Raw genomic sequence first — 25,347 nt, forward strand, 5'->3', positions numbered from 1 at the left:
GGTTCTTACTCAGCCTTGAAGGATTTCAATTCTTTTTCAGTTGAAGGGATCTCGAGCCCGTCCGCGATTTTCTTCTTCCAATCGTCTGTTGCTTTGATGACATCGTCAGAAAGGTTCTCCTTGTGATCCGAGATGCCGACTGCATCTTGCGCCAAACCGTATGTTAATGTTTTGCCGCCCGGGAATTTCCCGTCACTCGCTTTTTTCGTTAAGTCCTCTACGGCTGTATCCACTTTTTTGACCATTGATGTGAGAGTGACATTGTCTTTTGTGCCTTTGACTTGACCTTCCGCGTACTGGTCTTTATCAACACCGATAACCCATACGTTCCGCTTCGGATCTTCTTTTTTCAGATTTTTCGCTTCTGTGAAGACGCCCGTTCCCGTTGCGCCGGCCGCGTGATAAATGACGTCAACGCCTGATTTGTACATGCTTTCAGCCGTCGCCTTACCGACATCGGCTTTGTCAAATCCACCCGCATATTTCACTTCGACGGTCGCTTTCGGATTTGCGGCTTGTACACCCGCGCGGAAGCCGATTTCGAATTTTTTGATCAATTCAGACTCCATTCCGCCCACGAATCCGACTTTTCCCGTTTTGCTCGATAGCGCAGCGGCCGCTCCCACGAGGAATGAACCTTCCTGCTCTTTAAATGTAAGGCTCGCCACGTTGTCTTTTTTGACAACGGCGTCAATGATCGCAAAATTTGTGTCTTTGCGCTGATCGGCGATTTCGCTGATGGAATCCTGCATCAGATACCCGACGCCGTAAATCAGGTCAAAGTGTTCCCGCGCTAATTTATTTAAGTTCGTTGTATAATCCGCATCTGATTTTGATTGAAGATAGTCAAAACCGCTTTTGCCTTTTGTAAGCCCGTTGTCTTTTCCGAATGCCTGAATACCTTCCCAGGCGGACTGGTTAAATGATTTGTCATCGACACCGCCGATATCCGTTACCATGCCGACGGTAAAGTTTTTGCTGCCGGAGCCGTTTGCTTTGTCACTTGAACCGCATGCGCTTAATATGGTTCCGGCCGCCGCGATGAGCGCCATCGCCATTCCGATTTTGCGTTTTTTCAAAGATATAACCCCCCTGTAAAATATGGCTGTGCCGTTCAATTCAGACTTGAGTCCCCGTACCGGATGCAGAATCGAAAAAACTTTCTGATAATAATGATGAGACGTCTCTCTTTTTCCCGCCTTGACCGGCTGTCTCTTCCGGGTTCGGGACTTATGACTTATCTGAAAAGATCTGCTAACCAATCATAATTTATCATTTTACCCGTCATAAATAAATAGAAATTTGCTTATTTTTTAAAAAATATCAATTTTATGAATCAGCTTCCTCATCTGGATAAAACAGAGGAGGATCAGCCGGGTCATTATCCTTATATAGCATATCAAAAAGGAATCTCAAGCCTTTTGTCACGGGATATGACAGTAAAAAAGCACCGTTCACAGCGGAACGGCGCTTTTTGACATTATAAATATTGTTTGATGCTGCTGACATTGCCGGTGTTGATATGATATTGAAAGACGGGTCTGCCGATCGTGCCGTACGCCATCTCTACATTCAGCACTTGTATGTCTTCCAGAAATTTAAGGTATTTCCGGATGGAGACTTGCGAGATTTCAGTATGCTTGGCGAGATCTTCCGTGGTAAAAGAGCCGTCGCCGAAAGACTCAATGCTCGCCCAGATGAGTTTAAGCGTGCTCTTTGTCAATCCCTTCGGAAGGTGAACCTTTTCCGCCGCTTCTTTCTTTTGAAAAAGCTCGGCATCCAATTCTTTCTGTGTCATGCTTCTGTGTGATTGATAAACTTTCTGCTTGCGTTTGTAGTCGGAAAGAGCGGTTTGAAAGCGGTCAAATTCAAATGGTTTGATTAAATAATCGACGGCGCCGTACCGAAGCGTTTTTTTAATGACGTCCAGCTCGCTTGCGGCCGAAATGACGATGACATCAACCGATTCATTCTGCTTGCGGATTTCCGTTAAAAGCTCAAGCCCGTTTTTTCCCGGCATGTAAATGTCAAGAAGGATGAGATCGATATGATGCTCGCTCAGCACGTGCAGCGCGCTTTGAAAGGATGATGCGATCCCTTTCAGCTGGAATCCTTCAATCTGGCTGAGGTAGCGCTTATTTAATTCACCCACCATGGGGTCGTCTTCAACTATGAGTACATTAATCATCATTTTCCTCCTTCGGTTCATACGGAATGCGAAGACTGAAAGTCGTTCCTTCATTCTTTTCACTTGTCACAATCATATGGCCTTTTAAATTTTCTGTTGCCTGCTGGGTGAAATAGAGGCCGAACCCCCGGTTTGTCCCTTTCGTGGAATAACCTTGTTCAAAAATACGGGCTTGGTCTGCCGCAGACATTCCGGCTCCCGTATCCGTAATCTCTATGTCAAGCTGGCGATCCTGAAACCGCATCGAGCACGTAATGTTTTTTTTCGGCATCTGCGCCACTGCGTCGAGCGCGTTGTTTAACAGGTTTCCGATAATCGTAATGAGCTCATGGATGACGGCCGGATCCGCCGCATTCGGAATCAGGCTGCCGAGCTGAATGTCCAGATCAGCGCCCTGCTCGCGTATGTAGCTTTGTTTTCCCAGAAGAAACCCTGCGAGAACCGGACTTTTGACATCACTTATAATCTCGCTTGTTTCCGTCTTCTGCTGAATGGCAATGTCTTTAATGTAAGTGCCGAGATCATCGTATTCTTTTAACTGGACAAGCCCTAAAATGACATGAAGCTTATTCATGAATTCATGAGACTGGGCTCTCAATGCGTTTGCATACATTTTAACACCGGACAGCTGTTCTGCTAAATGTTTGACCTCCGTTTTGTCCCTGAACGTGGCGATCGCTCCCACGGTTTGTCCTTTCAGATGAATCGGAACTTCATTAAAGACCAGCTCAAGTCCGTTAATGCGGATATCCCTGTCCTGAAGCGGTTTTTTCGTTTCAATCACCTGTTTCAGCCGGCTTTTCGGGAGAATATCGTTCACATCTTGATCGACCGGATTAGTCGGAATACCCATTTTAATAAAAAGCCGTTTCGCTTCCGCATTGGCAAGCTTAATTTTTCCCCGCGCGTCAACCGCCAGGATGCCTTCCTTCGTTGATTCGAGCATGGCGCTCCGCTCTTCCAGGAGGGTGGCGATTTCATAAGGCTCAAGACCGTACATAATGTTTTTGACGGTGCGGGCGACAATCACGGCTCCGATGACGCCGACAAAAATACTTACGCAGATGATGAAATAAAGCGGTCTCAAACTGTGGCTGACGACATCCTGTATTTTGTTAAGCGAAATTCCGACCGAAACGACGCCCACTTGTTTTTTATCTTTTCCATAGATCGGTACGAAGGCTCTCATGGATTTTCCGAGAGTTCCCGCTGATGTGCTCGTTTTGATATGGCCGTGCATTGCCGGCTGTTCGTCTCCGCCGGTGAATTTCTTCCCGATTTTATTTGCGTCGGGGTGGGTGAGGCGGATGCTGTTCATATTCATCACCACGACAAATTCGGTTCCTGTCGTATGCTGGACATCCAGTGTATAATTCCGGAGCTCTTTCAGCCCTTTTCTTGTTTGCAATGCCTGCGCGACACTCGGTGTTTCCGCGACCAGCTTTGCGGTGCGCAGCGCGGTTGTCCGTTCTTCTTCTTTCACGCGGTCCGCGGTCTGGACGCTGATCGTGAAAAAGGTGATACAAAGTGCGGTAAGAACGACAATACAGACGAATATCGTTAATCGGGTTTGCAATTTTAATGTTTTTTTCATAACAGCCTTCCTTACGTTTATCATTCCCGCGTTCTACTTTACTCCGAAAAAGCCTGTTTGTGAAGATCAGGCCCTTATTTCGTAAAAGTGAGGAAAAATGGAATTTTTTATCTTGTCAATGTGTTTTAAGTCCTCCATAATAAGTGAGGTAGATTACAGAAAGGGACTTTTTATATGAAAAATACTTATTGGACGGGTTATTTTCCGCTCGTTGCGATTCTGCTTTTTAGTTCGTCATTATCCATTTCTACCTCGCTTTATGTCATGAAGATACTTCAGACGCTCGGCATGTATCAGGGGATGCTGGATTATTTCTCTGAGAAAGGGATCAGACTGGCGCTTTTTGCAGCGTTCGCCCTTGTGTATTTTATGCTTTTTTCGGCTTTGAAGCTGATTGCAAACACAGTGACAGAGCTGTCTCTTTTGTTTTTCACAAATGACCCTGAAGGGGACAATCTGAAAAAAATCAGATTAGGCTCTTTAATTTATGTAGGCGGAGGAATTCTTTCCTTTGCGCTCGTGCAGAATGGTTTTTGGATTGCGGCGTTATTTGCCGTTGTTACGCTCGTTTATTTGATTTTCATGGTGTACAGAATCTATTCGACACTCTCGATCGTTTCGCTGATCGGTTTTATATTGCTTGAGATTCTGTTTTGGTTTACTTTTGTTATCGGTATTTTGTACATCTTTATCAAGCTTTATAATAGCATAATGGCTAGCTTACCTGTGTAAGCTAGCCATTTTTGTTAAGACAGAAATCTGTTTTTGATCTCAGGGGAGGGGAGCATGCATGCTTCCCTTTTTCCGAACCATTTGTAACGGCGCCGGGCGATGAAAGAATAGGCTCTGTCCCTGAGGGGGCGGGGCACTGCGAAAAAAACCGCTGACAGCCGCCAGGCTCCGCGGAGATGACGCGAAACCTTTAACACGGCTGCGGATTTTTTGTATATCCGCCCGTTTTCGATGAAAATCATGCTGTCAAATTGTTCTGTCGGAAGTCCTTCTGATGCCAAAAGCTCCCGGGCGGTATCTGATTGCAATGATGCAAATGAGATTTTGCCGGCCGGATCGCGTTTAATGATGAATTGAACGGCGCCGCTGCATAAGTTGCAGACGCCGTCAAACAAAAGCACGCGGTCCGGAAGCTGAGCTGGTTTCAAAGCGGATCCCCTCCGTTATCTTTAATAAGCTGCCTGCAGCGTGTTTTTCCAGATCGAAAGCTGAGGGCTTGCGTCATGAAGGTATTCGACGCTTGACGGTGTATCCTTGCCGACCCATACCCCCATCGTATAAGCATCCGTCAGGCCGACAAACCACATATCGTGATAGTCATTTGACGTTCCTGATTTTCCGCCGACGTACGGAGCTTTAAAGTTCGCTTTCTTTCCTGTTCCGCTTTTGACGACGGCTTTCATCATTTCTTTGATCTGCATGTTGGTCCGCACGCTGAATACCTGCGCCGGCTCATCTTTCCATTTTAATATCGTTTTTCCTTTTAAATCAGTCACTTTTGTAATCGCGTGACTCGGCGTATAAACGCCGTTGTTGCCGAACGTGGTGTACGCATTGGTCATTTCAAGCGGCGTCATGCCGTTTGTAAAACCGCCCAGCGCCGCAGGCAGACGATAATCCGCGCTGACCAGCTTCGCGAAATGAAACGGTTCAAGGTAGCTGAACGCCTTATTAACGCCGACGCGGTCCATGATTCTGATGGCCGGTGTGTTGTACGAGTATTTAAACGCCGTTTCCAGCGTAACCGTGCCGTACGTGCGGTTATTATAGTTCTGCGGGCAGTAATCCGCACTGCAGAATTTGCTTGCGTCAATCTTGCTGTGTGGCGTTGCGCCGGTCTTTTCAATGTAAGGTCCGTAATCAAGCAGCGGCTTAATGGATGAACCGGGCTGTCTGTATGCTTGATAGGCGCGGTTGAAATCATATTTATGATAATCTTTCCCGCCTGAAAGCGCGATAATCTGATGTGTCTGATGATTAATCACGGCCGCTCCGCCCTGGACGCCTGCATACGGCAGATTTTGATTCACTTGGGCGACGACCTGGTTTTGCATATACGGATTCAGCGCCGTATAAATCTTCACGCCGTCTTTTAACAATGTGCTGACTCTGTCGGAAAGCTCACTCTGTATTTTTTGTTTCGCCTTTCCGGAAGCTTTTTCAAGACGTTTGTCATAGCCTTCGGATGAGGAAACAAGCTGTGTGAATTCATCATTTACATAGGAAACATAGTCAGGATATTTATTTGTTTTTTCGTTTATATCAAGCTTGATCTTTTCCTTTTCGGCTTTTTTCAGCTGTTTCCCGGATATAACGCCTGCTTTTTTCAATCCGTTAAGCAATCTGACTTGTCGTTTTTTCGTATAATCAAAATGCTTGAGAGGATCATATAATGTAGGGTTATTAGGGATGGCGCAGATAAAGGCCATCTCTCCCAAAGTGAGAGATTTCAGCGGCTTGCTGAAATAAAATTGCGCCGCCGAACCGACACCGTATACACCGTTATTAAAATAAATCGTATTTAAGTAGCCTTCTAAAATCTCATCTTTGCTGTATTTTTTCTCAAGCTGATAGGAATAGGCCAGCTCCGTCAGTTTTCGGCTGAAGGTGCGTTCATGGCTTAAATACACATTCCTTGCCAGCTGCTGGGTGATGGTGCTGGCGCCCTGGTCAATTTTATGATCTTTGAAATTGGAGGCGGCCGCCCTGACCATCCCCATAAAGTCAAACCCTTTATGCTCATAAAAATGGCGGTCTTCAGAGGTTAAAAACAGCTGTTTTACCTCATTCGGTATTTTATTAAAGGGCACGATCACGCGGTTCTCATGATCGCTGACAATCTCAGAAACAAGGCTTCCGTCCCTGTCATACATGTAACTGTTTTGAACCAGGTTGATCGCTTTTAAATCAATATGTTTATCGAGCACCTGATCAAAAGGCTTGATTTGTTTTACCTCTTTGCCGGAAGCAATAACTGTAAATGCACACAACGGGATAATGCCGAGCAGCAAAATCCATCCGATTATTTTACGTACCATGGTCACTCTCTTTTCTCCTGATTTCTAGCCATATCGTATCATTCTTTTAAGAATACGAGAAGGTTAAATTTAGAAGAAATCGTGATCGCTGCCGGTCAGCCCGCGTTTGACGCTGTATCCTTTTGCAGATGTCCCGCCATCCATAAAAGCCCCGCGCCTATTAAAAAGAGAAAGGCGGTGACGTAGAAAGCAGCCGAAATAGAAAAACCGCTTGAGACCGCACCTCCGAGCAGAGGGCCGAGCACGTTTCCGAGAAAACGAAAGCTGACGTTATAGCCGAGCACCTCTCCCTGGATGCTGCCCGGCGCCCTGACGCGGATCGCGGCCGTAATGCAGGGGAGCGTGCCGCCCATGACCATGCCGAACAGAAATCTGAAGACTAACAGAATGGAGAGGGAGGAGGCGAGCGCCTGCGGAATAAAAAACACCGCTGAGGCAATCAAAAGCACGATTAAGATCCGGCTGTGGCCGAAGCGGTCGCCGAAGTCCCCCCATTTCCGGGCAAGCAATAAGCTTCCGAGTCCGGTCGCTGAAAACGCCATTCCGGAGAAAAAAGCTAAATTAACAGGTCCGTGCAGCTCATTGACATATAAAGCGAGCAGCGGCTGGATGCTGAAATTGCCGGTCTGCACGATCATGGTAAGCACCATCATCGCCCAAAGCGCGGGCTGGTGAAAAATATAGGAGAGTACCTGTTTTCTGGAATAGGTTTTCCGCTTGTTTTGTTTCTCGCCGAGCGGCTGCTCATTCACCTGAAATAAAACGAGAAGCACGGATACGAAAATAACAAAAGACGTAATAAAAAATGTGTACGTAAACCCGAAGCTGTCAGCGAGCAGCCCGCCCAGCATCGGTCCGAATAAAGTGCCTGACACCTGACCCATCTGCAGTGTGCCGAGCGTTTTCCCGGCAGTCTCTTTCGGCGTCTGCGCCGAAATCATGGCAAGCGATGTCGGAACAAAGCCTGTTACAAGGCCCATAAGCAGCCGCAGGACAAACAGCTGATAAACCGATGTCACAAACCCCATCAATAAAATGCTGACGGCAATGCCGGTGCCTGTGATCAAGAGAATTTTTTTGTAGCCGCGCTTATCGCCGAATCTGCCCCAAAACGGGGAAATCACAAACGCCATTAAAAACGTGACACCGAACACATACCCGCTCCATCTCTGCACATACCCGCCCGAATGGGGGCTGATCGTTTCGATATATAACGAAAGAAACGGAACAATCATGGTCATGCTGGCGGAAATAAAGAAATTTGTAACCCAAATGACGACGAAGTTCTTCTTACGGACAGAAATAACATCACCTTCTTTAATTTTCGTGTGTCTAATCATTAGTATATAGGAATGAATCCGGTATTTGTATTTTCGATGCGGATATAGGAAAATTCATTATTTTTAGAAAATGAAGAAAGTTTCAGAGGGGAAACTGATATACTATCATAAAATATCATTTTTGATCGGAGGAAAGGCAGGTGTAAAAAAGTGGATCAGCGCAGTCTGCTCATTATTGATTTTGAATTTACGATGCCTGACGGAAAATACAGCCCGCAAAATTTCTTTCCTGAGATTATTGAAGCGGGGATTGTCAAGACGGTGAATGATGAAGTGACTGAAACGTTTTCGAGTTATATCAAACCGAAAAAATTTCCAAAGCTGACGAAACGATGTAAAACCTTTCTGAACATCACCCAAAAAGACGTGGACGGCGGAATCACGTTTAATGAATTCATCCGCAAATTAAATGAGCTTGATCCTGATAAAAACTGCACGATCGTCACCTGGGGAAATATGGATATGAAGGTGTTGAAGCAAAATTGCATGTTTAACCACATCCCTTTTCCGTTCAAAGGAGAACTTCGGGATCTGTCCCTTGAATACAAAAACTTCTTCGGCGACAGAACATTGACCGGCCTTTGGAAAGCGGCAGAAGAGTATGGCGATAAAGGAACGGGCACGCATCACAAAGCGCTGGATGATGCGCGGACGACATACAAATTATTCAAGCTTGTCGAGCGGGATAAACAATATCTTGAAAAACCGAAACCTCCGACGATCGGTGATCGCGTCGATCTGACTGAACTGTTTCGCCGGGCCACATAAAAAAACCCAATCATGCCGACTGGGTCAAGTTCTTTTAAAATAGTCACGCTCTAACGCGGCCAAGTTGGCGAGCGAACGTTCCGCCCATTCTGAGCCGTCCGCTGTAAGCTGATCTTTCAGCCGGGCAGACGCCGCTTGTAAGGAAGCCGTATAATCAGGAACTTCGCCATCAAACGGTTTGACCATCTGATGCGGTATGTTTGTCTGTTCCCCGAATGCAAGCGCTCTTCTTTCATGAAAGAACGGAACATCCGCCTGCTTCGGATGATGAAGATCTCCTTGAGCGGGATGCGTCAGAACGGCTTTAATTTTCACTAAATAGTGATTGGGCCTGACGTCTGTCACTTCCCCTATGTATGCTCCTGTTTTATAAAACCCTTTTACGATTGTGCCGATTTCAAACGAATTCATAGCGTTCACCTCTCTCTAGTTATTCTATAAAAGATCAACGCGATTGGCTAGTGAACAGCTGCCGGAAGCCTGACTGAAGCCGTTGTGCCCGAGTGCTCGCCGCTGGTGAAATAGACGGAGCCTTCATGATGCTGAATAATCGAGAATGTCACGGTAAGCCCGAGCCCGGTGCCGTTCGTTTTCAGCGTATAATACGGCTTGCCGAGTTTCTGCAGTTCTTCATCGGACATGCCGATTCCGTTATCCGTAATCTGAATGAGAATCATCTCTTCCTGTTTTTGGACGGAGACCTCGATTCGGCCGTTTTCTGAGGGCACGGCTTCAATACTGTTTTTAATCAGATTAATGAAGGCCTGTTTCAGTTTTTTTACATCGCCGAACACATATAAATCAGGCTCGCTTTGAACAGTCACGGTCACCGATTTAAAATTGGCATAAGACTCCATTAAGGAACCTGTTTCCTTTACGAGCAGAGAAATATCAAACTTTTCTTTTTCATAGTCATCCTGCTTCGCCATATCGAGATAATTCGTAATGATCGTCTGAGCCCGGTCGAGTTCGGACAGCACAAGTTTCTGATATCCGGAGTGGGATTTGTCCTGAAGCTGCTCGCCGCTGAACAGCAGCTGCACAAAACCTCTGACGACCGTAAGCGGATTGCGGACTTCATGGGCGACGCTTGCCGCAAGCTCGCTGACGACGGCCATTTTTTCTGAGTGAATCAGCCTTGCCCGCATTGACGCATTCTCATCGATGATCTCAATCAAATAAATGCACAGCAAAAGGGCGCTGACTTGAAAAAAAACGGATACTGCCGCCTCATAATAAACGGAAGATAGATTTTGAAAATTGAAAATATTGGTCGCGGAATAGATGAAGACAGATGCGGTTAATAAGGCGGTTTCAGTGCAGCCGATGAGAAGAGCGAAAAGCAGTTTCTTCCGCTTTGAGAAAAAAGGCCATTTCGTTTGGAGCTGGATAGGGATGATGATTAAAAAAGGAATTAAGGATAAGAAAAAAAGAGCGGAAGGTTCAAACCATATGAGCTGAAAAAAAACGGATGCCGCCCCTGCGGCAAGTCCTGCTGCGGTACCGGAATAAAGCAGGCAGACGATAATGGGAATCAGCTGCAAACCGTAACGGACGGAATGAAGCTCCTGGATGGGAAAAGCCGTACATAATAATGAAGATGACGCTGCAAATACGGCGACCAGCAGGCGGTTCGCTCTCGGTACAAGCAAATCGGGCTTGCTGAGCCAGAAGACTTGATAAAGAAAAATAGGGAATAAAATAAAAGAGAAGTGAAGCAGGTAATCCTTTACAATCTCCATTTATGCGAAATCCTTTCCTATGTAAATATGAATCTATTATAACATCTTTACCGGCAAAAAAAGTATATATTTCTCTAAAGCGAACGCCCTTATCTCGTCTGATAAAGGCGTTCTTTCCGCTGCTAAGCGAGCGCTGCTTTCATTCTCTCAAGCCCTTCTTTTACGGTTGCGGCTGAACAGCCGACATTAAGTCTCATAAATCCTTCGCCGCCCGGTCCGTATTTCGTTCCCGGCTCTAATATGATTTTCCCTTTTTTGAGCATTCTTTCTTTGAGCTCGGCATCCGAAAATCCATATCCGCTGAAATCCATCCAGATCAAATAGGAAGCGTCAGGTTTCATCATGCGGACTTTCGGCAATTCTTTTCTTAAAAAGTCCTCAGCCAATTTCATATTCCCTTCAATGTAAGGAATCAGCGCGTCAAGCCAAGGGCCTCCCTTTGTATAAGCCGCTTCGATTGCTGCAACCGCAAATGTGTTGAGGCTGGAAATCCCGTTCTGATGCAATGCGGCGGAGAATTTCGCCCGCTTATAACGGTCGGGAATGATAATGGCGGATGCCTGAATGCCGGCAATATTAAACGTCTTGCTCGGCGCGACACAAGTAACGGAAATCCGCGCAAACTCCTCAGACAGAGAAGCAAAAGGCGTATGCGGCTTTCCGTACAGCATCAAGTCGGAATGTATCTCGTCAGAAACGACGGTGACGTTATGAGCGGCGCACAGCGATCCGAGCTTCATAAGCTCATCCCGGCTCCACGCTCTGCCGGACGGATTGTGGGGATTACAAAGAATCATCAGCTTGACCTCAGAATCGTTCAGCTTTTTCTCAAGATCCTCAAAATCCATGCAGTAGACGCCGTTTTCTTCCCGTAATGGGTTATGTAAAACCTGCCGTTTGTTTTCCTTGATCATCTGATAAAAAGGCGTATACACCGGTGATTGAATCAACACCGGATCGCCCGGTTCGGTAAAGGCTTGTACTGCCATGCTGATTGCCGTGACAACTCCGGGACTGAACGTGATGCTTGCGGGATCGGGCCGGTAGCCGTGCCGTGTCTCGAGCCATGAAGCGACAGCTTCTCTTGTGTTTTCGTCAGGAGACGTATAACCGAATATGCCGTGGTCAAGGCGGGCTTTTAAGGCGTCAGTGACCGCTTCGGGAGCGCGGAAATCCATATCGGCAACCCACATCGGAAGCGCATCCGATACGCCGAATAACGCTTCCGCCTTGTCCCATTTCACCGATTGTGTGCCAAGACGGTTTTCTCGAAGATCAAAGTTCATGTATGTCACTCCTGTAGTATCATTATTTTGCACAGCGTATCTATGATAAAATAGAATTGCAAACTTTATTATAAGCGGTGATGAAAATGGAAGAAAGCCAAGCGGTCATGGAAATGATGAAAATCATTGCCAAGTGGGACCCGTTTAAATATGGAGAAGATTTTTATGAGACAGAAGCCGTCGACATCGTTCAGGCCGTCTACAGTGAAGACCGTGCCGACAAGCTGGCAGCAGCCATTCAGGATATCTTTGAAGCTTCATTTGAGCAAAAGCTTCCGATCGAAGGCTGCCAAAAGGCCGCCGAGCAGCTTCTGTCCATAAAAGAAAGCAGCTCCTGCACCCCATAAAAACCGGCGGTTCCGCCGGTTTTTTTATTGAATAAATTCAAAAATCCGCTCCGAAACAAACTCCGGGCGCTCTTCGGGTACGAGGTGCCCCGTATCCTTGAGTGAATACAGAATGGAATCCGGCAGGTCGTCATGAAGCCGTTTTCCGATTGAGACCGGAACGACCCGGTCTTCTTCTCCCCATATTAAAAGAGCGGGGTTTTGCACTTTCTTCAAATCCTCGGGCTCTAAATCGCCCTCCCTGTGTCTGATAAACCTTGTCATCGCTTTGAAAATCTGGCGGTCTGTAAATGGTTTTTCGTAACCGTCAATCATTTCCTGATCGATAAGCGTCCGGTCGTGAACGACATTTAACAGGTTGTTCAGCACGCCGTCTTTTGAAAGCCAATACTTAAGATACAGGTCAAAACAAGGGAGATGCGTCCCGAATATAATCGACGGGTGCGAGCGCTTTAAATACCCCGAGCTGCACAGCAGGACGATTTTAGAAAAAAGCTCGGGTCTGAGAAGAGACGCGGATAAGGAAATCTGGCCGCCCATTGAATGGCCGATGAGTGCGGCCCGGCTGATACCGAGCTTTTCCAGAAGTCCGATCAGAAGCTTGGCGAGGTTTGCGTAAGTATATACGAATGTCCGTGACTTTTCCGATTGCCCGAAAGGAGGCAGGTCAACGGCGATAATATCATAATGGTTTCTGAGCAGCGGGATCAGTTTTCTGAAGCTGAATGCCGAAGATAAAAAACCGTGTACGCAGACGAGTGTCTGTCTGCCGGGATTTTCATAATGCTCGTAATATAGCTCAACTCCGTCTATCGCGGCCCGTTTAATCGGTGAAACAGCTTCCATGAGAGCCTTCGCCATCCTTTCTTTGTTGTAATGTAAAGGCTTATTTGATTGTCAGATTTTAGCTCTGGTTTCTTTCGGGTTTTTCTTAGCATTTGTCGAAAATCGTGATATAATGTCATGAAGATTTTTGATAATGCAAAGGTGTGAAACGTATGAAGCTGACCGAAAAAGAAACAGAAATATTAGAAATTTTAGACGAAAACAGCCGCGTTGATGCGGAAACGATTGCGAAAATGGCAAACATTCCCGCTGAAGAAGTCAAAAGCATCATTGAAAAGCTTGAAAAGGAAAAAGTCATCATTGATTATGCGGCGATGATCGACTGGCGCAAAGTCGACGGTTTGGAAGGCGTCACGGCGATGATTGACGTAAAAGTCACTCCGAAACGAAATGTCGGCTTTGATGAAGTCGCTGAGCGGATATACAGATTCCAGGAAGTTGAATCAGTGTACCTGATGTCAGGGGTGTATGACTTATCCGTCGTTATTCGCGGCAACACGATGTCAGACGTGGCAAGCTTCGTGTCTGAAAAATTGTCCACCCTTGAGTCTGTCGTTTCCACGACAACGCACTTCATCCTGAAAAAATATAAGCATGACGGCAAAGTCTTTGAAAGCGGAGACGATGACAAAAGAATCGTGGTGTCTCCGTAAATGGAAACGAAGACTTCTTATTTATCTGACTACGTGCAGCAGATTAAACCGTCAGGCATCCGCAAATTCTTTGATCTGGCCGCTACGATGGAAGGCGTCATTTCACTGGGAGTGGGAGAGCCTGACTTTGTGACGGCCTGGAACGTGAGGGAAGCGAGTATTCTTTCTTTAGAACAGGGTTATACGGCTTATACGGCAAATGCGGGTCTTTATGAACTGAGAGAAGAAATCAGCCGCTACTTAGATCAGCGGTTCGGCCTGAGTTATTCGCCTGACAGTGAACTGATCGTTACTGTAGGGGCAAGCCAGGCGCTTGATCTCGCTGTCCGCGCCATTATGAATCCCGGGGAGGAAATGTTAATTCCCGAACCGTGTTTTGTCGCATATGAATCACTCGTGACCCTGACGGGGGCGAAGCCGGTGCCGATTCAGACTGTCGCTGCAAAAGGTTTCAAAGCATCCCCAGCCGATTTTGAAGCGGCCCTGACGGACAAAACAAAAGCGCTGCTTCTATGCTCGCCGTCAAATCCGACAGGTTCTGTCTATTCGAAAGAAGAGCTTGAATGCATCGCTGCTTTCGCTGAAAAACACGACTTGATCGTGCTTGCCGATGAAATTTATGCCGAGCTGACGTATGATGAGCCATTCACGAGCATGGGGGCCATCCGCGGCATGAAGGAACGCACGATTCTTATTTCCGGCTTCTCCAAAGCATTTGCCATGACGGGGTGGAGACTCGGATTTACGGCGGCGCCTCCCGTGATCAGGGCTGCCATGCTCAAAATTCATCAGCACGCGATGATGTGCGCGCCTTCCATGGCTCAGTACGCGGCGCTTGAAGGGCTGAAAAACGGCCAGGAAGACGTCGAAAGAATGAAGAAAAGCTATCGGAGACGCCGAAACCTGATTGTGGAGACATTGAACGAAATCGGACTCGGCTGCCACCACCCCGGCGGAGCATTTTACGCCTTTCCTTCCATTCAGTCGACCGGCATGAGTTCAGAAGAATTCGCGGAACAGCTGCTCATTGAAGAAAAAGTAGCCGTCGTTCCGGGGAATGTGTTCGGCCCGAGCGGCGAAGGCTACATCAGATGTTCCTATGCGACATCCATTGAGCAGATTCAGGAAGCGCTCGTCAGAATCAAACGGTTTGTTGAAAAAAGGGCATAAAAAAAGATACGAACCCGGTTCGCATCCAAATAAAAGGGGGGGAATACTAGAAAGCCTTCGTAATCATAGTATACCCCCATTTTTCTGTCCTTAAACATGATCATGTAAAAAAGTTCTCTTTGCGAAAAACAAACTTGTATGATATAATTTTAAATTGCGTATAATCTGTATTTAATTTAACTTAGGAGTTGTTATGAATGGCAGCAAAATTTGAAGTGGGCAGTGTTTACACTGGTAAAGTAACAGGATTACAAGCGTATGGTGCGTTTGTTGCATTAGATGAAGAAACTCAAGGACTTGTTCACATTTCTGAAGTCACTCACGGTTTCGTAAAAGACATTAACGAACACCTTTCTATCGGTGACGAAGTACAAGTAAAAGTACTTGCGGTTGACGAAGAAAAAGGCAAAATCAGCCTTTCTATCCGTGCGACTCAAGCGGCGCCTGAAAGAAAAGAAAGCAAACCAAGAAAACCGAAAGCGGCTCAAGCTTCTGAAGAAACATCTGCTCCGCAAGGTTTCAACACATTGAAAGATAAGCTTGAAGAGTGGATTGAACAGTCCAACCGCAAAGACCTTATCAAAAAATAATCATCAAAAAAAGCACCGGATATGTATGGGGACTGACCCCATAAGATGAGACAAACAAAAAACACCTTCAAGTTTGAAAACGGATGATTGTTAGCCGAAATTAGACTTGGAGGTGTTTTTTCTATGGGGACAAGAGTGAGTTATCCGGTTGAAGTGAAACAGAAGGCTGTAGAAATGAGATTGGCAGGCGTACCTATGAAAGAGATCATGCAGGAGTTGAATATCAAAAATAATACGCAGATTAAGACATGGGTCAGATGGTATAAGGCTGGTGATACACATCGATTTGAACAGCCTGTTGGTAAGCAATACACTTATGGAAAAGGTCCGGAGTATTCTTCCGAATTAGAGAAACTGCAGGCAGAGAATCGATATCTGAGACAACAGAATGAAGTGTTAAAAAAGTACAACGAATTGGAAAGGAAGTTGATAGCCAAACGTCAGTCGAACTTGTAGAAGAATTGCACAGCACAATGACCGTGCAGGATATCTGTATTCATTTAGGTATCTCTCGCTCGTCTTATTATCGTTGGAAGAAGAATCTGAAGAAAGATCATCCCAAGCGCCATTTAGAAAAACAAATCGGCACGTTGTGCCGAGAGCACCAGTATCGATATGGATATCGAAAAATCACAGCTATATTAAAAAAGAGAATGTGTATTAACCATAAAACGGTTCAGCGTATTATGCAGAAAAATCAGTGGCAGTGCCGGGTTAAGGTGAAAAAGCGCAAGAAGAATGGGCAGCCATATGCCGTGGTCGACAATATATTAGATCGGAACTTTCAGTCTGATCATCCTCTTGAAAAACTAGTAACAGACATCACGTATTTGCCTTATGGACAGAAACAATTGTACCTTTCCAGTATATTGGATGTATATAATGGAGAAGTGATTGCTTTTACGATTGGAGATAAGCAGGACACAGACTTTGTCTTACACACACTTGATCAACTGCCAACACTGCCTGAGAACTGCGTGTTACATAGTGACCAAGGATCTGTGTATACATCTTACGAGTATCAGAAAGCTGTTAAAACAAAAGGCATTACCATGAGCATGTCCCGCAAAGGGACACCCGCTGATAATGCCTCCATCGAATCGTTTCATTCCTCACTAAAGTCTGAAACGTTCTATCTTAACAGCATTGATCGAACCACGACCGCCATCGTAGAACGCACTGTCATAGAATACATTCATTATTATAACAATATTCGTATTCAAACGAAACTAAACAACCAATCACCGATAAATTATCGGCAATTGGCTGTTTAAAAGGTGTTTTGATCCCTGTCTCAAAAACAGGGGTCAGTCCCTATGTTCGGTGCTTTTTTTATGTTTATCTGACTTCCGGATTTGCCGCTTCCTCGCGGGATGTTTCTTCGTTCGGCTTAAACAGCAGGCCGAGATTGATCAGACCGGCGATGCCGACAAGACCGTAAATAATCCGCGACAGAGCTGATCCTTGGCCGCCGAAGATGGCTGCTACTAAATCAAATTGGAAAAATCCGATCAGTCCCCAGTTAATAGCGCCGATAATTGTTAATACGAGACAGATACGCTGAATAACACTCATGTAAACAACCTCCTCTATGAATTCGTGAAACAGTTATAGATTGTGACAAAGCAAAGAATCTATGCATACTACATTCTCCGCCGTGTAAATCACACACTGTCTCAAGCTGTACAAGTGCCTTTCCCGGGAAGCCGCTGTCTGTAAACCGTGTGATGTGCCGTCAAAAAAGCGGATTGCTTTACATTGAATGTCATCTTTCTGCATAATATAAATCCAAAGGAGGAGATGTCATGCAAAACTTTACATATTGGAATCCGACCAAATTGATTTTCGGAAAGGGAGAGGTCGAAAAACTTCCTGAAGAAATCAAGCCGTACGGAAAGAACGTACTGCTCGTATACGGGGGCGGCAGCATTAAGCGCAGCGGTCTTTATGATCAAGTAACCGAACTGCTGAAAAAAGCAGGAGTTACCGTACATGAATTGGCAGGCGTAGAGCCGAATCCGCGTGTCTCAACGGTGAACAAAGGTGTTGCGCTCTGTAAAGAAAACAGCATCGATTTCTTATTGGCCGTCGGCGGCGGAAGTGTCATTGACTGCACGAAAGCCATCGCGGCGGGCGCTAAATATGACGGCGACGCGTGGGATATCGTCACGAAAAAACACCAGCCGAAAGAAGCGCTGCCGTTCGGAACAGTGCTGACACTTGCGGCAACCGGTTCAGAGATGAACTCCGGATCAGTCATCACAAACTGGGAGACACAAGAGAAATACGGGTGGGGGAGCCCGCTCGTTTACCCTAAATTCTCTATTCTCGATCCGGCTCGCAGTCGGCGGCGGAAGTGTCATCGACTGTACAAAAGCGATTGCGGCCGGTGCGAAATATGACGGCGACGCATGGGACATTTACAGCAAAAAAGTAACGGCGCAGGACGCACTCCCGTTCGGCACGGTGCTGACGCTTGCGGCGACAGGCTCTGAAATGAACCCTGATTCCGTTATCACAAATTGGGAAACAAACGAAAAATTCGTATGGGGCAGCAATGTCACTCATCCGCGTTTCTCCATTTTAGATCCTGAGAATACTTTCAGCGTTCCGGAAAACCAAACCGTATACGGCATGGTGGATATGATGAGCCACGTATTTGAACAATACTTCCACAATGTTGAAAACACGCCGCTTCAGGACAGAATGTGTTTTGCGGTCCTTCAGACGGTAATTGAAACAGCGCCGAAACTTTTGGAAGACCTTGAGAACTATAAGCACCGTGAAACGATTTTATACGCGGGTACGATCGCATTAAACGGCACGCTGCAAATGGGCTATTTCGGCGATTGGGCTTCCCATACGATGGAGCACGCCGTATCAGCGGTGTATGACATCCCTCACGCGGGAGGACTTGCGATTCTGTTCCCGAACTGGATGAGATACACGCTGGATACAAATGTAGACCGTTTTAAAAACCTCATGCTCAACATGTTTGACATTGATACTGAAGGCAAAACGGATAAAGAAATTGCGCTTGAAGGGATCGATAAATTATCTGCGTTCTGGACAAGCCTCGGCGCGCCGTCCCGCCTTGCGGATTATGACATCGGCGAAGACAAGCTTGAGCTGATTGCAGACATCGCCGCAAAAGAAATGGAATACGGCGGATTCGGCAATTTCCAAAAACTGAACAAAGATGACGTACTTGCCATCTTAAAGGCGTCACTGTAAGATACATTCCCCGCTGGAGTGAAGATGAAATAGATTTTCAAGCTGCAGATGTAATCACATGCTGCGGATTTGACTCCCTGTTTCTGTACATTTAGCAGAAAAGGATCAATTAACTTTGCGATTGCCGATCATCTATTTACACAAAATCTAAATCATGAAGAGCCTTGCTATACTTCGAATTTAAAAAAGGGGCGCTGATTCAATCAGCGCTCCTTTTATGCATTTTGTGTACTAAGGTCCCGCTGAGCCCCCATATAGCTTCCCATTAAGTTTTGATAACCGGGAAGATGACTGGAGATTAATGCGCCAAAACCTTCAACATCGTTGCGCCAATCACGCTGAAGCTCGCATGCTACGCTGAACCAGTTCATCAGCTGTGCGCCGCCATGAGCCATACGGGTTAATGATGCATCTGCTACTTGCTTATTAAACGTCCCCGAAGCATCTGTCACAACAAACACTTCGTAGCCTGCTTTAATGGCAGAAAGCGCAGGAAAAGCAACGCAGACGTCTGTTACCACCCCCGCGATAATCAGCTGTTTTTTGCCAGTGGCTTCAATGGCTTTAACAAAGTCTTCATTGTCCCATGCATTAATTTGTCCGGGACGGGCTATTTTTGGCGCATCAGGAAAGAGATCAACGAGTTCTTGCATGAGCGGTCCGTTGGGTCCGTTTTCAAAGCTGGTTGTTAAAATAACCGGTAAATCAAAGAATTTAGCCGTATCACCGAGAGCCAATACATTGTTTTTAAATTCATCAACGCCATAGTCACGCACGAGACCGGAAATAAGGCCGGTTTGATGGTCAACTAAAAGCACGGCAGCATCATCTTTTGAAAGACGGGAATAAAGATCAGACATTTTATAATCCTCCTTGAATTAAGGCAAGTAAGTTTGTGAATTGAAAACGGTAAATCTATTCATATGCTGTATAGATAGAAAGTTATTTCTGAGGTGACTTTTCGTGAGGGTGATGATCCTTCAATTAATCTGGAACGGGAACCGGAGCATGATCAATCCAATGGATGAACTGTTGTAAATAGCGTTGAAGATAACGTTTTGTTTGTTCATCCGTAAGTATGTTTTGAGCGGAATCAATTTTCTCATGGACTTGCGAAATCAGCATTTTTTGAAATGGCAAAACATTGACTTGCATAGCTTCGAGTACTTCTCTCATTTGCGTTTGACCAAAGGCAGTACCGAACCCTCCGGGGGTTGCGCCGATTAAGCCAACCGGTTTTCTGTTTAAAACAGAAGAGGTCCGCGGTCTCGATGCCCAGTCCAATGCGTTTTTTAATACCCCCGGAATTCCGGAATTGTACTCTGGACTTACAATGATGACGCCGTCAACGTCTTGTATATCAGCTCTAAAGGATGTTACGGAGTCTGGTGCTCCGGCAATTTCTAAATCTTCGTTAAAAAAAGGAAGATTGTCTATTTCAACCCAACGAAATTGAGCCGCATTATCGAAGTCAAACAATGATTGAGCAATTGCTCGATTATACGAGTTTTTTCGTAAACTTCCGCAAATAAGACCAATGGTTTTAGTCATAAAATCACCTCCCGGTTTAAAATCACTTTCATCTTAACACGATACCCCAAATACAGACACTATTTTTAAAAATGGACATTTATGCCTTAATATGACTGCGCGGCAGCCTCTCAAGAGGAGTACTATATAAAAAGAACCGGCCCATCGGGATTGGCGATGGATGTCATCCTGCTCCAAAGTAAAGGTGATACGTTCCTGGATCATCAACATTCGATTCGTTACCCCTCTCACGATTATTACAAATATAACCATATCGAATCCGGGATATTGTATAAAAAATGAACGCATCTTTAGCGCAAATCCCGTATTCATCCGGCCTTCTTCATGACTTGATTTAGCGGGTGAGTTCATATAAAGTGAAAGAGAAAACAATTCACCGTGATGGAGGGACAAGCAAATGACGCATGTACGCTTTGATTACTCAAGAGCGTTACCTTTTTTCAATGAACATGAACTTACATACGCACGTGATTTCGTAAAAACGGCACACCATAATATCCATGAAAAAACAGGCGCCGGAAGCGACTTTTTAGGATGGGTGGACCTCCCTGAAAACTACGATAAAGAAGAATTCGCGCGCATTAAAAAAAGCGCTGAAAAAATCAAATCAGATTCAGACGTGCTTCTCGTCGTGGGTATCGGCGGTTCATACTTAGGCGCCCGCGCGGCGATTGAAGCGCTCAATCATTCTTTCTATAATGTTCTGCCGAAAGACAAGCGCAAAAACCCTCAAGTTATCTTTATCGGCAACAATATCAGCTCAACTTATATGAAAGATGTTATGGATCTTTTAGAAGACGCTGATTTCTCTATCAATGTCATTTCTAAATCAGGCACGACGACGGAACCTGCAATCGCTTTCCGGATTTTCCGCAAACTTCTTGAAGAAAAATACGGAAAAGAAGAAGCGAAAGCGCGGATTTACGCGACGACAGATAAAGAGCGCGGCGCTTTAAAAACGCTTTCTAATGAAGAAGGCTTCGAATCATTCGTTATTCCTGATGATGTCGGCGGACGTTTCTCCGTTCTGACTGCGGTAGGCCTTCTGCCGATTGCGGTAAGCGGGGCTGATATCGATGAAATGATGAAAGGCGCTCTTGATGCAAGCAAAGACTTTTCCAGCTCGGAATTAGAAGAGAACGCGGCTTACCAATACGCCGTCGTCCGCAACGTTCTGTATAATAAAGGAAGAACCATTGAAATGCTTATCAACTATGAGCCTGCGCTGCAATACTTTGCGGAATGGTGGAAGCAGCTCTTCGGCGAAAGTGAAGGAAAAGATGAAAAAGGCATCTATCCTTCTTCCGCTAACTTCTCAACAGACCTTCACTCTCTCGGTCAATACGTGCAGGAAGGCAGACGCGATCTGTTTGAAACTGTATTAAACGTTGAAAAACCGAAGCATGAGTTGACAATTGAAGAAGCGGAAAATGATCTCGACGGCTTAAATTACTTAGCCGGAAAAACGGTCGATTTCGTCAACAAAAAAGCGTTCGAAGGCACGATGCTTGCCCATACAGACGGAAAAGTGCCGAACTTAATTGTCAACATTCCGGAGCTTAATGCATATACATTTGGATATCTCGTCTATTTCTTTGAAAAAGCGGTGGCGATGAGCGGTTATCTGCTCGGAGTCAACCCGTTTGATCAGCCGGGTGTTGAAGCCTATAAGGTGAATATGTTCGCGCTTCTCGGCAAACCGGGCTTTGAAGAGAAAAAAGCAGAGCTTGAAAAACGCCTTGAAAAATAAAAAGAAGGGCTGGCCCTCAGCATGACGGGTCAGCCTTTTTTAAACCGTGAAAGGTGTGTTGATGAATGATACGACTCTTATGTAAGCATGCCGTCATTTCCGTCTGTTCCGCCGTTATTGTCTATTCGGCACTAAAACTGTCTCCTGAATCCCTCTTACAAACCATCCTGTTTTTCGCTTTCCCTCTCGGCTTGTTTACGGACATGGTCCGGCTGAAACTGAAGATTGGCCGGATGCAGTCGCTGATCACGAAGTGCTGTCTCTATGCCGCCGTTTTCTATATTTCAACGGAAGCCGTTCTCTCCGCAATTGTGACGTATGTTCTGATTGAATGCGCCGTTATCTCTTTCCGGCGTCTGTCTGCCGCTCCCGATTCTTCCCGGGCGCCGTATGAAGATGCCGCAGAGCGGGGACGCTAAAGACAAAAAGGAGCATATGCACATGATCAGCATTCCATCTTCACTTGAAGGGCAATCGTTTTTACTCCGCGAATTGGAACAGGTGCTGAAACCGATCGGTTATACCATCGGAGGCGGCTGGGAGTATGACCGCGGGTTCTTTGATTACAAAATTTCCGATCAGGACGGCTATTTATTTCTCCGCATCCCTGTTGAAGCAAATAAGGGACACCTGGATGAACGGGGGGCCGCCGTTACAATCGGCACACCCTTTTTGCTGAGGCACGTCTATCAGCAGGAAACGGATGATCACGCAGGCGGCGGTGTTTTTGAGTCATTATTCAACCAATTCTCCGAGCCGAAACGGCGGGATGCGGCAATTGACCGCTCATATACAGATATCGGCATCTCGCTTGTGAAAGAGCTGGAAGACGTCCTGCTGCATTAAAGAGCCAAAAACAGATCAGTATCGAGCACCTTGTATAACAGGGGAGGGGTCAGCATCGGCCCCTCTTCTTTTTGTATGCCGATGATCGTGGTATTCCGTTTGAGATAATAGAGCGCACAGTCATGATAGGATGAGCCCTTTAATTCCCCGGGAACGGGAATGATGCGAACCTTTTTCTCCAGCGTCAGATCTGACAGCGTTTGCGGTTTGGCAAGCTGCAGCTTGACCCGGTAATGCTCAAACATCACCCGGCTCGACAGCCGTGATGTGCACAGAATCTTATTAGCTCCTGCGCGCTCGGCGTTTTTGACATACCGTTCCGTTAAAATTTCCACGATACAATAAACGGACGGATGCAGCCCTTTGATGGCGAGAAGCGTTAATACCGACAGCATATCAGCTTCGGATTCATTTTTCTGCTGATCCGCTGTCAGAATGACGGTATCGGCTTCCGTAACATTCGCCTTATTGAGCGTACTGTCATCAGCGGCATGTCCGCGGATGAAATGGACGTTTTCAATAAGCGGCCCTTCCCTTAATGAATCATCAATCAGGACGACAGTTTTTGACGGCGCGATGTGCTGCAGTTCTTTCAGCAGCATATGCGATTTCTCATTCCATCCGATAAGAATGACGTGCCCTTTGCCTTTAAAGGCGACCTTCCCTTCGACATAGCGGTGCTGTTTGCTGAATACGGCTGAAGAAAGCGTGGCGAAATAGGCGGTCACAAAACTCGCTCCGCTTAATACAAGCACCATGCCGGCAATCTGCCCGAGCGGCGTCTGGGGAACGTAATCGCCGTAGCCGACCGTGGCCACCGTAATAACCGCCCACCAAACCCCTTCAAACACAGACGTGAATTGCTTCGGTTCAAGCATGTAAATGAGTTGGCCGAACAATAAGATCAAGGCGATAATGATCAGTCCGATCCGAACATATAACGGCCATCTCAGCCAGGAAATAAAAATACGGTTTGATTTCATTCGTCCGGCTCTTCTTTCGACAGAGAGATGGATAAAATCTGCTTAATAATGGTGTTTAGTTTTTCGTCCAGCTGTTCCTGGCCGTATGAGTCACGCGCATGTCTGATTAAATCGGCCGTCTCATCTTCAAACTGAATGAGAGGCTCGTCGTTTTCCGATTCATTATAGAGCTGGATAAAGGCGTCAAGCCCCTCGTTCATTCTGTCTATCGCATTGCTCAGCTGTTCTTTCTCGCCATTTGTCACTTTCATGTCGATCACACCTGTATCTTTTTTTATACAGTATGTCCCAGTTCGTTTGATGTCTTTCAAAAATCGACGAAAACATATTCACCCTTATTTTTTCATATGATAAAGAAAGCGGACCGAAAAAGGGTGAGTCGAATGACAGTCATTCAAAAACTGCTGGCGGCGCTGGCCGGAGCGCAGCTGCTCGCTTCGGCGGCCGTATTGCTTATTTTTGATTTGAATGGACACAATCATATGTCCGGCGGATTTTCATGGCTTGTTTTTGCAAAAGAGACCGCAGGCACGTTTCCGTTTTACATCGGAATGGCCGGGTGTATCCTCATCATGCTCGGAGGATTGATTCCTGTCAGAAAAAAGAAGCGGATTTCTGTACAGGAAAGCGGACAATCATTAAAATAATATATAAGCAGATCGTACGATATAAGAGAAAAAGGAAGAGGATAATATGCTGTTTATCTTTTTAACAATTGCTGCATTGGGATTGTCGTTTTGGGCACAATTTAAAGTGAAAAGCAATTTTCAGAAATACTCAGACGTAGAAGCTTCCAGTCAGCGGACGGGGGCGGAAACGGCAAGACGGATTCTTGATATTAACGGTTTATATGATGTGCCGGTAGAACCGGTAAGAGGCACTTTAACAGACCATTACGACCCGACGGAGCGGGTGGTGCGTTTATCTGAGCCGGTATATTACGGCCGCTCCATTTCCGCCATTTCCGTCGCTTCCCATGAAGTCGGACATGCTTTGCAGCATCAGGAATCATACGGCGCGCTTGTGCTGAGGCACAAAATTTTTCCGGTCGTCAATTTTGCCTCCGGGGTTGCCCCTCTGCTTTTCTTGGGCGGGATGCTCCTGGGCAGCTTGAACTTAATCGGACTCGGCATTATTTTGTTTTCGGCCGCTGTTTTTTTCCAGCTTGTCACACTGCCTGTCGAGTTTAATGCCAGCGCGAGGGCGAAGCGGATTATCGTGTCGGAAGGATTCATTCGCAACAGTGAAGAACACGGCGTGAATAAAGTGCTGAACGCCGCCGCGCTGACGTATGTGGCTGCGGCGCTCGTTTCATTATTCGAGCTGCTTCGTTTTGTGATGATTTTCTTAAATGGTCGTGATGAGAATTAACACGAAGGAGGTGGCCCCTTACCGTTTGCGGTAGGGGT

At 46.1% G+C, this 25,347-nt stretch carries 27 protein-coding genes and 1 pseudogene; 13 read left to right on the plus strand and 15 right to left on the minus strand.

The window, feature by feature from the left end; all coding sequences use genetic code 11:
• Nucleotides 1–5: 5 nt before the first annotated feature.
• The 3 genes from OVA33_RS09290 to malK all read right to left on the minus strand — a co-directional run bounded on the left by OVA33_RS09290 (nucleotide 6) and on the right by malK (nucleotide 3,782).
• On the minus strand, nucleotides 6–1,079 hold the full coding sequence (locus tag OVA33_RS09290) for a BMP family lipoprotein (RefSeq protein WP_007408665.1): 1,074 nt from the start codon (nucleotides 1,077–1,079) through the stop codon (nucleotides 6–8).
• Nucleotides 1,080–1,480: 401 nt separating this feature from the next.
• Entirely contained in the window at nucleotides 1,481–2,188 is a 708-nt protein-coding gene (locus tag OVA33_RS09295; RefSeq protein ID WP_017419413.1) for a response regulator, read from the minus strand.
• Nucleotides 2,181–3,782: a malate sensor histidine kinase MalK gene (malK, locus tag OVA33_RS09300; protein ID WP_017419412.1), complete on the minus strand. Its 1,602-nt coding sequence runs from the start codon at nucleotides 3,780–3,782 to the stop codon at nucleotides 2,181–2,183. The genes OVA33_RS09295 and malK overlap by 8 nt, the downstream gene beginning before the upstream one ends.
• 174 nt (nucleotides 3,783–3,956) lie before the next feature.
• Between malK and OVA33_RS09305 the strand changes: the two genes are divergently transcribed.
• Complete coding sequence (locus tag OVA33_RS09305; RefSeq protein ID WP_007408662.1) at nucleotides 3,957–4,514, plus strand: YufK family protein; 558 nt, start codon at nucleotides 3,957–3,959, stop codon at nucleotides 4,512–4,514.
• A gap of 14 nt (nucleotides 4,515–4,528) precedes the next feature.
• Here OVA33_RS09305 and OVA33_RS09310 read toward each other — a convergent pair whose 3' ends face one another.
• The 3 genes from OVA33_RS09310 to OVA33_RS09320 all read right to left on the minus strand — a co-directional run bounded on the left by OVA33_RS09310 (nucleotide 4,529) and on the right by OVA33_RS09320 (nucleotide 8,172).
• The gene (locus OVA33_RS09310; RefSeq protein WP_014305710.1) at nucleotides 4,529–4,942 is read right to left on the minus strand and encodes a thiol-disulfide oxidoreductase DCC family protein; all 414 of its coding nucleotides are present in this window, start codon (nucleotides 4,940–4,942) and stop codon (nucleotides 4,529–4,531) included.
• A gap of 21 nt (nucleotides 4,943–4,963) precedes the next feature.
• Nucleotides 4,964–6,838, minus strand: coding sequence for a transglycosylase domain-containing protein (locus tag OVA33_RS09315; RefSeq protein WP_014305709.1), 1,875 nt, complete (start codon nucleotides 6,836–6,838; stop codon nucleotides 4,964–4,966).
• An 89-nt stretch (nucleotides 6,839–6,927) separates the two neighbouring features.
• The gene (locus tag OVA33_RS09320) at nucleotides 6,928–8,172 is read right to left on the minus strand and encodes a multidrug efflux MFS transporter (RefSeq protein ID WP_217365447.1); all 1,245 of its coding nucleotides are present in this window, start codon (nucleotides 8,170–8,172) and stop codon (nucleotides 6,928–6,930) included.
• A gap of 150 nt (nucleotides 8,173–8,322) precedes the next feature.
• On the opposite strand from OVA33_RS09320, the gene kapD reads away from it, so the two are divergent.
• Nucleotides 8,323–8,940: a 3'-5' exonuclease KapD gene (gene kapD / locus OVA33_RS09325; RefSeq protein ID WP_003152084.1), complete on the plus strand. Its 618-nt coding sequence runs from the start codon at nucleotides 8,323–8,325 to the stop codon at nucleotides 8,938–8,940.
• Between the two features lie 24 nt (nucleotides 8,941–8,964).
• On the opposite strand, the gene OVA33_RS09330 is transcribed toward kapD, so the two are convergent.
• The 3 genes from OVA33_RS09330 to OVA33_RS09340 all read right to left on the minus strand — a co-directional run bounded on the left by OVA33_RS09330 (nucleotide 8,965) and on the right by OVA33_RS09340 (nucleotide 11,968).
• Nucleotides 8,965–9,351 (minus strand): kinase-associated lipoprotein KapB, encoded by a 387-nt coding sequence (locus OVA33_RS09330; protein WP_003152087.1) that lies wholly within the window; start codon nucleotides 9,349–9,351, stop codon nucleotides 8,965–8,967.
• Between the two features lie 47 nt (nucleotides 9,352–9,398).
• The gene (locus OVA33_RS09335) at nucleotides 9,399–10,682 is read right to left on the minus strand and encodes a sensor histidine kinase (protein ID WP_003152088.1); all 1,284 of its coding nucleotides are present in this window, start codon (nucleotides 10,680–10,682) and stop codon (nucleotides 9,399–9,401) included.
• 122 nt (nucleotides 10,683–10,804) lie between these two features.
• Complete coding sequence (locus OVA33_RS09340) at nucleotides 10,805–11,968, minus strand: MalY/PatB family protein (protein WP_077722758.1); 1,164 nt, start codon at nucleotides 11,966–11,968, stop codon at nucleotides 10,805–10,807.
• Nucleotides 11,969–12,054: 86 nt separating this feature from the next.
• Between OVA33_RS09340 and OVA33_RS09345 the strand changes: the two genes are divergently transcribed.
• On the plus strand, nucleotides 12,055–12,315 hold the full coding sequence (locus OVA33_RS09345; RefSeq protein ID WP_014418748.1) for a DUF1871 family protein: 261 nt from the start codon (nucleotides 12,055–12,057) through the stop codon (nucleotides 12,313–12,315).
• Between the two features lie 24 nt (nucleotides 12,316–12,339).
• On the opposite strand, the gene OVA33_RS09350 is transcribed toward OVA33_RS09345, so the two are convergent.
• Nucleotides 12,340–13,161 carry an alpha/beta fold hydrolase gene (locus tag OVA33_RS09350; protein ID WP_021495356.1) on the minus strand — a complete coding sequence of 274 codons (822 nt, stop codon included), beginning with the start codon at nucleotides 13,159–13,161 and terminating at the stop codon, nucleotides 12,340–12,342.
• Nucleotides 13,162–13,313: 152 nt separating this feature from the next.
• Here OVA33_RS09350 and OVA33_RS09355 point away from each other — a divergent pair, with 152 nt between their 5' ends.
• From OVA33_RS09355 to OVA33_RS09370, 4 genes are all read left to right on the plus strand, one after another.
• Nucleotides 13,314–13,814: an Lrp/AsnC family transcriptional regulator gene (locus tag OVA33_RS09355; RefSeq protein ID WP_003152098.1), complete on the plus strand. Its 501-nt coding sequence runs from the start codon at nucleotides 13,314–13,316 to the stop codon at nucleotides 13,812–13,814.
• Entirely contained in the window at nucleotides 13,815–14,984 is a 1,170-nt protein-coding gene (locus OVA33_RS09360; protein ID WP_025650225.1) for an aminotransferase, read from the plus strand. It begins immediately after the preceding gene.
• Nucleotides 14,985–15,181: 197 nt separating this feature from the next.
• A complete protein-coding gene (yugI, locus tag OVA33_RS09365) occupies nucleotides 15,182–15,574 on the plus strand; it encodes a S1 domain-containing post-transcriptional regulator GSP13 (protein WP_007408653.1) in 393 nt (130 codons plus the stop codon).
• Nucleotides 15,575–15,697: 123 nt separating this feature from the next.
• Nucleotides 15,698–16,848 (plus strand): IS3 family transposase gene (locus OVA33_RS09370; protein WP_087614160.1). Its coding sequence is split into 2 segments (ribosomal slippage): nucleotides 15,698–15,971 and nucleotides 15,971–16,848, totalling 1,152 coding nucleotides; the frame shifts between segments, so codons are not numbered across the junction.
• A 64-nt stretch (nucleotides 16,849–16,912) separates the two neighbouring features.
• On the opposite strand, the gene OVA33_RS09375 is transcribed toward OVA33_RS09370, so the two are convergent.
• The gene (locus tag OVA33_RS09375) at nucleotides 16,913–17,149 is read right to left on the minus strand and encodes a DUF378 domain-containing protein (protein ID WP_003152104.1); all 237 of its coding nucleotides are present in this window, start codon (nucleotides 17,147–17,149) and stop codon (nucleotides 16,913–16,915) included.
• Nucleotides 17,150–17,379: 230 nt separating this feature from the next.
• On the opposite strand from OVA33_RS09375, the pseudogene OVA33_RS20670 reads away from it, so the two are divergent.
• Nucleotides 17,380–18,808: pseudogene (locus OVA33_RS20670) on the plus strand (iron-containing alcohol dehydrogenase).
• A gap of 215 nt (nucleotides 18,809–19,023) precedes the next feature.
• Here the strand turns inward: OVA33_RS20670 and ycaC are convergent.
• Nucleotides 19,024–19,668: an isochorismate family cysteine hydrolase YcaC gene (ycaC, locus tag OVA33_RS09390; RefSeq protein ID WP_014418745.1), complete on the minus strand. Its 645-nt coding sequence runs from the start codon at nucleotides 19,666–19,668 to the stop codon at nucleotides 19,024–19,026.
• A gap of 124 nt (nucleotides 19,669–19,792) precedes the next feature.
• Nucleotides 19,793–20,359: an NADPH-dependent FMN reductase gene (locus tag OVA33_RS09395; protein WP_017419407.1), complete on the minus strand. Its 567-nt coding sequence runs from the start codon at nucleotides 20,357–20,359 to the stop codon at nucleotides 19,793–19,795.
• Nucleotides 20,360–20,756: 397 nt separating this feature from the next.
• Between OVA33_RS09395 and OVA33_RS09400 the strand changes: the two genes are divergently transcribed.
• The 3 genes from OVA33_RS09400 (at nucleotide 20,757) to OVA33_RS09410 (ending at nucleotide 22,955) form a co-directional block, all read left to right on the plus strand.
• On the plus strand, nucleotides 20,757–22,109 hold the full coding sequence (locus OVA33_RS09400; RefSeq protein WP_007408647.1) for a glucose-6-phosphate isomerase: 1,353 nt from the start codon (nucleotides 20,757–20,759) through the stop codon (nucleotides 22,107–22,109).
• A 65-nt stretch (nucleotides 22,110–22,174) separates the two neighbouring features.
• Nucleotides 22,175–22,528: a hypothetical protein gene (locus OVA33_RS09405; RefSeq protein WP_025650352.1), complete on the plus strand. Its 354-nt coding sequence runs from the start codon at nucleotides 22,175–22,177 to the stop codon at nucleotides 22,526–22,528.
• Between the two features lie 22 nt (nucleotides 22,529–22,550).
• Nucleotides 22,551–22,955 (plus strand): YugN-like family protein, encoded by a 405-nt coding sequence (locus OVA33_RS09410; protein ID WP_015418088.1) that lies wholly within the window; start codon nucleotides 22,551–22,553, stop codon nucleotides 22,953–22,955.
• Here OVA33_RS09410 and OVA33_RS09415 read toward each other — a convergent pair.
• Nucleotides 22,952–23,938, minus strand: a complete 987-nt coding sequence (locus tag OVA33_RS09415) for a potassium channel family protein (RefSeq protein ID WP_128974216.1) — start codon at nucleotides 23,936–23,938, stop codon at nucleotides 22,952–22,954. The two genes, OVA33_RS09410 and OVA33_RS09415, sit on opposite strands and share 4 nt — an antisense overlap.
• Entirely contained in the window at nucleotides 23,935–24,189 is a 255-nt protein-coding gene (locus OVA33_RS09420; protein ID WP_003152123.1) for a protein mistic, read from the minus strand. The genes OVA33_RS09415 and OVA33_RS09420 overlap by 4 nt, the downstream gene beginning before the upstream one ends.
• Before the next feature lie 132 nt (nucleotides 24,190–24,321).
• Here OVA33_RS09420 and OVA33_RS09425 point away from each other — a divergent pair, with 132 nt between their 5' ends.
• Together OVA33_RS09425 and OVA33_RS09430 are read left to right on the plus strand one after the other, a co-directional pair.
• A complete protein-coding gene (locus OVA33_RS09425; protein WP_014418740.1) occupies nucleotides 24,322–24,585 on the plus strand; it encodes a YuzI family membrane protein in 264 nt (87 codons plus the stop codon).
• 46 nt (nucleotides 24,586–24,631) lie between these two features.
• Nucleotides 24,632–25,309: a zinc metallopeptidase gene (locus OVA33_RS09430; RefSeq protein ID WP_003152125.1), complete on the plus strand. Its 678-nt coding sequence runs from the start codon at nucleotides 24,632–24,634 to the stop codon at nucleotides 25,307–25,309.
• Nucleotides 25,310–25,347 lie beyond the last annotated feature (38 nt).

Source organism: Bacillus sp. KICET-1 (genome assembly GCF_027721405.1).
GTDB classification, from domain to species: domain Bacteria; phylum Bacillota; class Bacilli; order Bacillales; family Bacillaceae; genus Bacillus; species Bacillus velezensis.